Source organism: bacterium endosymbiont of Bathymodiolus sp. 5 South, assembly GCF_900128535.1.
Lineage (GTDB): Bacteria > Pseudomonadota > Gammaproteobacteria > PS1 > Pseudothioglobaceae > Thiodubiliella.
This window is the reverse complement of sequence record NZ_FQTR01000088.1, coordinates 1-7881: the sequence shown is the minus strand read 5'-3', so window position 1 is coordinate 7881 and position 7881 is coordinate 1. Positions and strand designations below refer to the sequence as shown.

The window sequence follows — 7881 nt, the reverse complement described above, 5'->3', positions numbered from 1 at the left end:
CTGTCCAATTAATAGTGTTGGCTAGTTGTATTAAAGGGTCTTTGACATCTAATTGAGAAAAGAGCTCTGAATGAAAAAGATTTGATTGGGTGGATATTGGGCTGGATTTAGTTAACATTTTTTTAAGCAAAACGACCAAGAAATAAGAGGTATTTTAGCAAAAGTTGGTTGATTTGTCTATGGTTATTGTTGGTTTTATTGTTATAAATCAATTTGTTGTGTGGTTTTTAAGGGTTGACTATTTATGCAAAGGTCTCATACTAATTTTCAATGTGTATTTTCAGTTTTCTGGTTGTTAGAGTGATTGTTTTTTAATGCGTTCTAATAAGCGTTTTTGTTTGAGTTTAGAAAGGTAATCTATAAATAAGATGCCTTGCAAATGATCCAGTTCGTGCTGAATGCAAACTGCCAGCAAATTGCGTGCTTCTAGAGTAAATGGGTCGCCATTTTCGTCTAATGCTTCCACTACAATGTGGTTGAAGCGCTCAACTTTTGCATAAAAATTGGGTACTGATAAGCACCCCTCGGTATGAATTTCTTTTTCTTCCTTTTTAGTAATCGTTGGATTGATAAAGCATAAAGGGTGTTTTTTGATAAGTTTGTTTTTGGTGGTGCGATTCTCTAATATTAATTGGTAGTCTTCACCTGAGTCTGGCACATCCATCACAACGACTTGCAAATGTTGATTAACTTGTGTAGCGGCTAAGCCAATACCATCTGAGTCATACATTGTCTCAAACATATCTTTGACTAAGGTCTTAATTGTATCGTCTATTGTCTCAACTTTACTGGCTTTGGTGCGAAGTTTATCGTCTGGGAATTTTAAAATTGGAAGCTTCATAATTTTACTAAGGTGTTTTTAATGGTACCAGAGGTACTCGGATAATCTTCATTGTAATGCAAGCCACGGCTTTCTGTTCTTGAAATTGCTGATTCAACTGTAATTTGTGCGGTGGTGATAAGGTTTCTTAATTCGATTAAATCGCTTGAAACCAAGTAAAGATGATAGTATTCATCTACTTCATTTTGTATTTTCGTCAAGCGCATTTTTGCGGCACACAAGCGTTTATTGCTACGCACAATGCCGACAAAATTCCACATAATGCGTCTGATTTCATCCCATAGATGTGAGATCATTACTTTTTCTTTTGATGGGCTGGCTCTGGATGCATCCCAATCATTAAAGGTTGGATAATCCTGTTCAAATGTTTGTGTATTAATATGATTGGCACAAGCTTTGGCGAATACCACACATTCTAATAGTGAGTTGCTTGCCATACGATTAGCACCGTGTACGCCCGTGTGTGCGACTTCACCAACAGCATATAGATTGCTCACATTGGTTTGACTGTCAAGATTGGTTTGTATGCCACCACAACTGTAGTGAGCAGCAGGCACAACAGGGATAGGCTGTTGAGAGATGTCAATACCAAAAGAGGCGCATTTTTGATCAATGGTCGGGAAGTGTGCTTGTATCCAGTCTTTGCCCTTAAAGGAGATGTCTAAGTACACACAGTCAAAACCATTGGTTTTCATTTCTGAGTCAATCGCTCTAGCGACAATATCACGCGTAGCAAGCTCAGCTTGTTGGTCGTATTTATGCATAAATGCCGCACCATTTGGTAAGATGAGTTTTGCACCCTCACCACGCAAAGCCTCAGAGATTAAGAACGATTTTGCGTGTGGGTGGTATAGGCAAGTTGGGTGAAACTGAGTAAATTCCATATTAACAATATTACAATGTGCTCGATATGCCATCGCCATACCATCACCCGTTGAGGTGTCTGGGTTGGAGGTATAAAGATAAGTTTTGGAAGCACCACCTGTGGCAATAATAGTTTGATGAGCAATAAAACTTTCAACTTCATTGTTAGCTTTATTCAGAATATAGGCACCATAACATTGTTTATTTTTTTTGAGTAAATCAATGGCAATAAAGTTTTCAAAAAGGTGGATATTTTTCTTTGATTTAATGCTATCCAATAAACTAGTCTGGATAGATTGTCCTGTTTTATCAGCCACATGCACCACACGCCTATTGCTATGCCCCCCTTCAGTGGTAAGATGATATTGTCCATCTTCTTGGGTGAACAACACACCAATTTCTTCTAAAGATGCAATAGCATCAGGTGCATTCTCAACCATAAAACGAACGGCTTTTTCGTCACCTAAATGACTACCGGTTGATAGGGTATCTTTGATATGCGACTCAAAATCATCCGCACTATCCAGCACTGCTGAGATGCCACCTTGAGCGTAGTAAGAGCTGCCCTCTAAGAGCTTGTCTTTGGCGATTAGCGCAACAGATAAATCCTCAGACAGTTGCAGAGCACTCATCAGCCCTGCACTGCCTGTACCGATGATCAGAACATCAAAACAGCACTTATTAGACATTTATTTTTCCTTATGTCGGCACCGAAAAAACTGTGTAATTTTACAAGTTAGTCTGTAGTACCAAGGTTTTAAAAGGCAAGTAGAGAACCATTCTAAATTTTCAAATAAACAACGATTATTCAACCGTTTTCTGATTTCTTCAATATAAGGTTTTGAATACTCAAATGTGTGGATAATTTGTTGTTTTCTAGATAAACACATAATGCGTCTATCGTAAATTCCAATACGAACACCGATTGAGATAGATTCAAAATAATTAAAAATAGGATTTATTTGATCTTGTAACTCTTTATATTTTTTGGAATTTGAAGTGGCAATTAGAACAATACTTTTGTCATTGTCAAAATGGTAATCACGCAAAAATTTCGCACTATCAATCAAGCGTTTATTAGAAGCAAGTTTGTCTAAAAATTCTAATGAAGTTTTTTGTCTAGCGGTTTTTCTTTGCGAGTAAATAGCAATAATAGATATAGTAATAATCAAAAAGCCAGCAATAGATGTGCTGGCTTTTGAGTTAAAAAATATTAATAAATCTTGGATGTTAATATCCATCAGTTCCTTCTAATAAAAACATGGTATTTTCTCTTTCCTTTTAGGTTGTAACGACTGTTATTATACTATTTTTTTGATATTGACACATATTTTTAAATTTTTGGTTTAAAGATTAAAATCAATTTTGGCAATAAGGTTAGGTTTGCCAGTAGTGCACTCAGCATAGCGATAGCAGTGAAGGCGCCAAAATAAATACTTGGAATGAAATTAGACAAAGTCAAGACTAAGAAACCTAATGTGACGGTGATAGAGGTGTAAAACATCGCTAAGCCAGTTGAGTTATGCGAGCGATACATCGTGGCCAAATAGTCGTGGTCTTTTGCAAATTCAGCTTTAAAACGATGAATATAATGAATGGCATCATCAACGCCAATACCAATCGCAATGGCTGAGATAGTGATGGTCATTAAATCCAGTGGGATATTCATTAAACCCATGATGCCCAAAATAAAAACTGAGGGCAAGATGTTAGGAATAATCGCTAGAATTGACAAACTGAATGATTTAAAAATAAATAAAAACATAATAAAAATCATTAAAAACACCGCAATGATGGTTTTAATTTGCGAGTCAAACAAGCTTTGCAACATATTGTTATAGAGCACCAACATACCCGTTGTGTGGAAGCTATCTTTTTTAAAGCCAATATCTTTTGCAATATAGTTTTCAATTTTTTCAATTAATGCAGCGCGTTTGAGGTCTTTATTGGTCTCACGAATACGAATAACCATACGCAATTGCCCACTATCTTCGGACATATAAGGGTCTAACACTTGCCCTCTAGCGCTCTGTGGAATCTGACTTTTAATAATATTTAAAAAGAAACCATTGGGTGTTTTATCATCATTGACACGCGTTAGTATTTGCATTAGCGTGTCAATTGAAAGCACTTTTCCCGTTTCATCTAAAGCGTCTAAATACTGATGAATTTTGTGTATATCAGCACGCAAGTCTTCGTCATACCAATAATCCTCTGCCAAGTCATCAAAGATAATTTCTAGTGGAATGGTGCCACCCAGTTTTTCATCAATTAGTGTTAAACCCTGATTAATTTCAGTGCTTTTTTTAAAGTAGTCAATAAAGCGATTTTCAACACTGAGTTTGCTAATACCTACCACTGAAAGTCCAATAAATAACACCAAAACAACCAGTAAATGATTGCCAAATTTTTCGCTAAATTTAGCCAAACTATGGGTAAACCCTAATTCAGTGTTGAATTTTGGCACTTGTGCTTTTGGTAAAAAACGCATAATAATTGGGAAAGCAACAAACGACAGCACCAAGGCAACGGTGACACCAATAGACATCATCCAACCAAAGTCAATCACCGGTCTGATGCCACTAATTAGTAACGAGCCAAAAGCAACAATAGTCGTTAGCGTGGTAAACAAACAAGGTTTAAGCATCTGTTCTAAGGTATTTTGAATGAGTGTGTAATATTCTAAATCAGGATTATTCTGTGCAAGTTCTCGATAACGCACTACCAAATGAATAGTCACTGAGAGCGTCATCACTAATAGTAATGAGAAGAAATTAGAAGAAATAACGGTAACTTTCCACCCTAAAAACGCCAAAATTCCCGTCATCGTCAGTGCGCCAGTAATGCTAATACCAATTGGCATTAGCACCCAGCGAATACCTTTAAAGATAAGCGCCAAAATGAGTGCCATTAAAGCAATAATTGCCAAACTAAAAACAACCAAATCATTGCTGATATAGCCAATAATATCAGTGGTAATCATTGGCAATCCACCTAAGAATAGACTTGCCTTATCTCGATATTTATCAATCGTTGTGCGGATTTGAGTAATAGTCTGGTCTTGCAGATTGCTTTGCACTGTTGCATCTTGCGTTACTTGTTTTTCAATACTTTTTAATTTTGTTAATTCTGCTTTAGAAAGCTTATTATTTGCCTTTTTGACACGCATTTTATTGCGTATTTGGCGTCGTTCTTTGAATTGTTCGTTGTCTTTTAACAACACCAAAATTGCACTGGTTTTGCCATCTTTACTGACTAAATTATCCTTGTACAAAGCGGATGTTTTAAATTCTTTACCAGCAAGTGCAAGATCGGCGTTGCCATTCTCAATAGAGATATTCTTAGAGGTTAAGTCGGTGAGTGATAGTGGTGGCGATTGAAACAAAGGTACATCTAAAATCGTAGTAACCGATTTAACTTGTTCGATAGCTTGCAAGTCTTTTTTAAGACTTGCTAAGTGCTTGAGTTGTTTCGGGGCGAGTAAATTATCCTTAACTTGGTAACTAATAACCAAGTAATCATCAGAGCCATAATTTTTTCTAATACTTTGGTAATAACGAAGATTGTTATCACCTTCTAAAACCAAGGAATCACTTGAGGCGTCTAGTTGAAAATTAGGAATTTGTGCGATAAAAAAGCCAACAAACAACAACAGCAATACAATGCTGTTGCCAGGTTTTTTGATAACGGCATTATAAAAATATTTCATAGACTTAGACTATTAGAATTCAAAGTTTTTTGTTGTTTCTAAACCTTGCATTGTATTTAGGTGCGTTTCAAATAATGCCTCAGTTTCCCATTCGTGTTCGCTAATGCGGGTAATGAGCTTTGCAGTCATCGCATTACCCTTACCTTCAACCACAAAAATACGGCCACCCACATTGAGCAAATGAAAATAACGCCCCGTGATATCCGGTACTGCACTACCAACAATCACCACATCAAAAAAATCATTTGACTGCCAGCCTTGAGAGCCGTCACCTAGTGTAAGTTGTGCATTATTGATATTAAGTGCATTAAGTTTTTCCTTTGCGCTGTCACTGAGTTCTTCATTAATTTCAACACTAGTAATAGATTGACAAAGCTTTGCAACTACTGTTGTTAAATAACCACTACCTGTGCCAATTTCTAGTACGGTCTCGTGTGATTTAATATTAAGCGCATCAAGTAGTCTGCCCTCAATCTTAGGGCTGAACATTTTTGCTTGATTGTTTAGTGGGATTTCAATATCAGCAAAAGCAAGGTTTTTATAAGCCTCAGGTACAAAAAATTCTCTAGGAGTATCTCTGAGCGCATTATTGGCAATATAGTTGAGACCACCCCAAGGGCGAATTTGTGAGTCAATGGAATTTTGTCTTGCTTGTTGCGTATTGCTCATATTAATCTTTTAATTAAAAATAATGTTTGTGATTTTATTTTAATATATTTATTGGACTCTAATGTGTAAAAACACAGGATATTTAAATTTCCCCTTTTTTGTCAAGCCATAATATTTAAAAGTAACACTAGTGCCGATAGCAGGTGGGTTTTTACGCTGATTATCTGAAAATCCTGACCCAATCTTAACCATTGCACCGTCTTTAGTTTTACATAATAACGAACCCATCTTTCCCGCATACTTTCCTTTTCCAGGTAAGATTTTTTCAATCACGCACTCTGTATCTAGATATTTTTTTACTTTAAGCGCTGAGCTCAATCTGCCTGTTTGATAAGCAGTGTTTGGATTTCTCACCACTACACCTTCACCGTCTTTATGTACAATATCATGCAAAAATTGCTTAACCTGATTTTGATGAGTAACCGGATACTGCTTAATAATCTTAATTGGCGTATTGGGTTGTGTTTTTAAATAATCTTGCAAAACCTTTAATCTATCCAGTAACCCACCTTCTTGATTTGGCACTTCAAAAATTTGATGAGTGATTGCACGCCAACGATTATCAGGATTTTTGCGCCTAACAATACTACTAATTTCTTCAAAATCTCCACGCTTCGTCCATAATTCGCCATCAATCGAAAATGGCGGATAATTCTCAATAAACCAATCAGGCGTTATAATTTGCTGACCACCACGCGTTAATAATTGCTTCCCATTCCAAAACCCTCTTATCCCATCAAACTTCTCACTCATCACCCAACCCACAACAGACTTTTTATCATCATAAGTTTTAAGTAAAAATAAATCTGGCTTATTTGCCGCTAACAACAAACTCGGTAAACACAATAAACACAATATTTTGATTATTTTTTTCATAGAGACTTTTGCATAAGTAGGAATGATTAGCAAAGTGACAAGTTTTGCCGAATTGTTGATTGTATGAAATATAGTCATAGCAAAGCTATGGCTGTGTTTTATAAAATTGTCAAGTTGGTGAAAAATGGCGTTTTGATGATTATTCATATTTATGCAAAGGTCTCATAATTAAACCAATCGATATTTTTGTGTCGGGCTGTTGAGTTTGTCTGCTTGCTTCATTTCAATTAAGTTATTAGATATTGCAGGTAACAAATAGCGTTGACGGAAATTTCTAGCATCTTTTAACGATAAGGCAAACATTAATTCTTCTTTGCTCATCTCGCCATTAACGATTGAAATTAATTGCTTTACTTGGGGGGTTACTTGGGGGGTTACTTGAGGGGTATCCTCATTACAACTATCAAGAATCATCTGTAAGATAAACTCAATAAAGGGCACTGAATTGGCTTGTTTTGTGCTTTGTTGTAATGCTAAATAATAGTCATCTTGATGTGTATAAATTAGACTCTCAACAGGTAAATAACTAAAAATATCTTGCCACTGACTCAATATCAAAGTTTGCCACAAACGCCCCATTCTGCCATTGCCATCTGCAAATGGATGAATAAATTCAAATTCATAATGAAATATAGAGCTAAGAATGAGTGGATGTTCGTCACTGCACGCCAACCAATCAAATAAATCAAACATCAATCCATTGACGCACTCAGCAGAGGGCGCCATATGAATCACTTTTTTGCCTTTCATGACACCTACACCAGTGTTTCTATATTGCCCCACATCATCAATCAAACCCTGCATTAAAGTTTGATGTGCAGCTAATAAATCTTGCTGACTTGTTGGGCGCCACTTTGTTAATTTTTCGTAGGCTTTAATTGCATTACGCACCTCTTGTACTTCACGCGGTGGTGCAATGACC

General features: G+C 36.3%; 7 protein-coding genes. All 7 read right to left on the bottom strand.

Translation table 11 applies throughout. The features are described 5' to 3' along the window. Nucleotides 1–295: 295 nt before the first annotated feature. Nucleotides 296–841 (bottom strand): peptide deformylase, encoded by a 546-nt coding sequence (def, locus tag BBROOKSOX_RS07940; protein ID WP_373896619.1) that lies wholly within the window; start codon nucleotides 839–841, stop codon nucleotides 296–298. Beyond that, a complete protein-coding gene (gene nadB / locus BBROOKSOX_RS07935) occupies nucleotides 838–2394 on the bottom strand; it encodes an L-aspartate oxidase (protein ID WP_139660753.1) in 1557 nt (518 codons plus the stop codon). The genes def and nadB overlap by 4 nt, the downstream gene beginning before the upstream one ends. Further along, nucleotides 2395–2946 (bottom strand): DUF4760 domain-containing protein, encoded by a 552-nt coding sequence (locus tag BBROOKSOX_RS07930; protein WP_139660751.1) that lies wholly within the window; start codon nucleotides 2944–2946, stop codon nucleotides 2395–2397. 92 nt (nucleotides 2947–3038) lie between these two features. Continuing rightward, nucleotides 3039–5414, bottom strand: coding sequence for an efflux RND transporter permease subunit (locus BBROOKSOX_RS07925; RefSeq protein ID WP_139660748.1), 2376 nt, complete (start codon nucleotides 5412–5414; stop codon nucleotides 3039–3041). Nucleotides 5415–5426: 12 nt separating this feature from the next. Next, a complete protein-coding gene (locus BBROOKSOX_RS07920) occupies nucleotides 5427–6083 on the bottom strand; it encodes a protein-L-isoaspartate O-methyltransferase family protein (RefSeq protein WP_139660745.1) in 657 nt (218 codons plus the stop codon). A 48-nt stretch (nucleotides 6084–6131) separates the two neighbouring features. Further along, complete coding sequence (locus BBROOKSOX_RS07915) at nucleotides 6132–7106, bottom strand: DNA ligase (protein WP_257607805.1); 975 nt, start codon at nucleotides 7104–7106, stop codon at nucleotides 6132–6134. Between the two features lie 21 nt (nucleotides 7107–7127). Then, a partial coding sequence (locus BBROOKSOX_RS07910; RefSeq protein WP_139660743.1) for a Fic family protein occupies nucleotides 7128–7881 on the bottom strand: 754 nt, incomplete at its 5' end.